Below are 1,287 nucleotides of genomic sequence, written 5' to 3' on the forward strand. Positions count from 1 at the left end.
TCTATTCAAGTACCTGTTAGAGATGGGAACAAATATAATGAAGCTTTTTTAGCAGCTAGCGATCGCCTGACTGCTGTATTATCTGGAGAAGCTGACCCTGGTCCACCGGAAGTTAAGGATGAGCTTTCAGCACAAGTAGCAGCTACTTTTAAATCAGCAGAAGAAACTGACGATCAAAGTGCAACTATTTTGGTGGTTGTATTGCTAGTCGTTGCTACAGTTGTACCGATGGTTACTTATTTCTGGTATCAAGGTTTTTCTGGATAAAAATTAAGGAGAATGGTTGGAGTATATTTTCTTGTCATTCTCCTCATTCAATTAATCTTGAATATATTCTTTGCCAGTTAATAAAGCTGTTTCAGCACGCAAAAATTCCCTTCCTAAATAAGCAGCATGATCTAACATTGTTACTGGACAGGGGTAGGTTTCTTCAAAAATTTTGACACACATTTCTTTTGCGGTTCTAGCAGTAAATATTTTGGTTTCTTGACGTTCTACTTTTCCTTTTGCTGGAATAGGTTTTCCTGTTTCTGGATCGATAGCTAAACCGCGGTCATCAATGATATTAGTGAAGTGTTTTGCACAAATTAAGCTTGCTTCTCGGTCAATAAAAATAATGAAGTAACCACCTGGATCAAGGTCTATATGACGTTTAGAAAGCTTTTCATCAATGGTGGTTATGTCTTCAAATTTTAGATTCATAGTTCAAATTTAAAATTACCTGTATTTTATTCTACATTTTTATCTAAATTTCGCCACAATACCACTACCATAGCCCAGTCTTGTTATCGAGATAAATGCCGACCAGTATGATAACAAAAGCGATCTAATGGTAATAACAAATATTGCTGCGCAGTCAATATTTAGTGTTAGGAATTAGATATTAAAGATTGAAAGCCAGATACAAGTCAAAAAATTAAATCAATTGTTTGGGTGTTTTGGTTTTATTTGGAATTAAAGTTTAGCCTAGTATAATCAATTATATGCTAATTAAGAACAGAAACCTACTTATGTTAATTTAACTAAGAAATTCATAACTCAGGCAAAAAAGTAATTATTTTGGTTAAAAAATTTTACACCTACTCCTTTACAACAATCCTTAAAAGAGTTATACTAATCATCAAAAAATTTGCTATACTTTGGAATTTATATTTCTAAATACTATTTATTGACATGATGTAAGTAGGTCGGCGGGAAAATTTATCACTATGTAACGAAAAGTTACATTAAAGTTCAAGAGTTAAATTTAATACGTTCTGTACTGTATTGTCCTCTTTCTCCCCTCCC

Annotated in this window: 1 protein-coding gene and 1 pseudogene; one reads left to right on the forward strand and one right to left on the reverse strand. The window is 33.1% G+C overall.

Annotation, left to right across the window (positions count from 1 at the left end):
* Positions 1-267: pseudogene (locus F6K22_RS41080) on the forward strand (photosystem II repair protein Psb32); the annotation flags it as partial.
* A 51-nt stretch (positions 268-318) separates the two neighbouring features.
* Here F6K22_RS41080 and F6K22_RS41085 read toward each other — a convergent pair.
* On the reverse strand, positions 319-702 hold the full coding sequence (locus tag F6K22_RS41085) for a DUF4346 domain-containing protein (RefSeq protein ID WP_293110940.1): 384 nt from the start codon (positions 700-702) through the stop codon (positions 319-321).
* Positions 703-1,287 lie beyond the last annotated feature (585 nt).

The sequence above is a fragment of the Okeania sp. SIO2F4 genome (genome assembly GCF_010672385.1).
GTDB lineage: Bacteria > Cyanobacteriota > Cyanobacteriia > Cyanobacteriales > Microcoleaceae > Trichodesmium.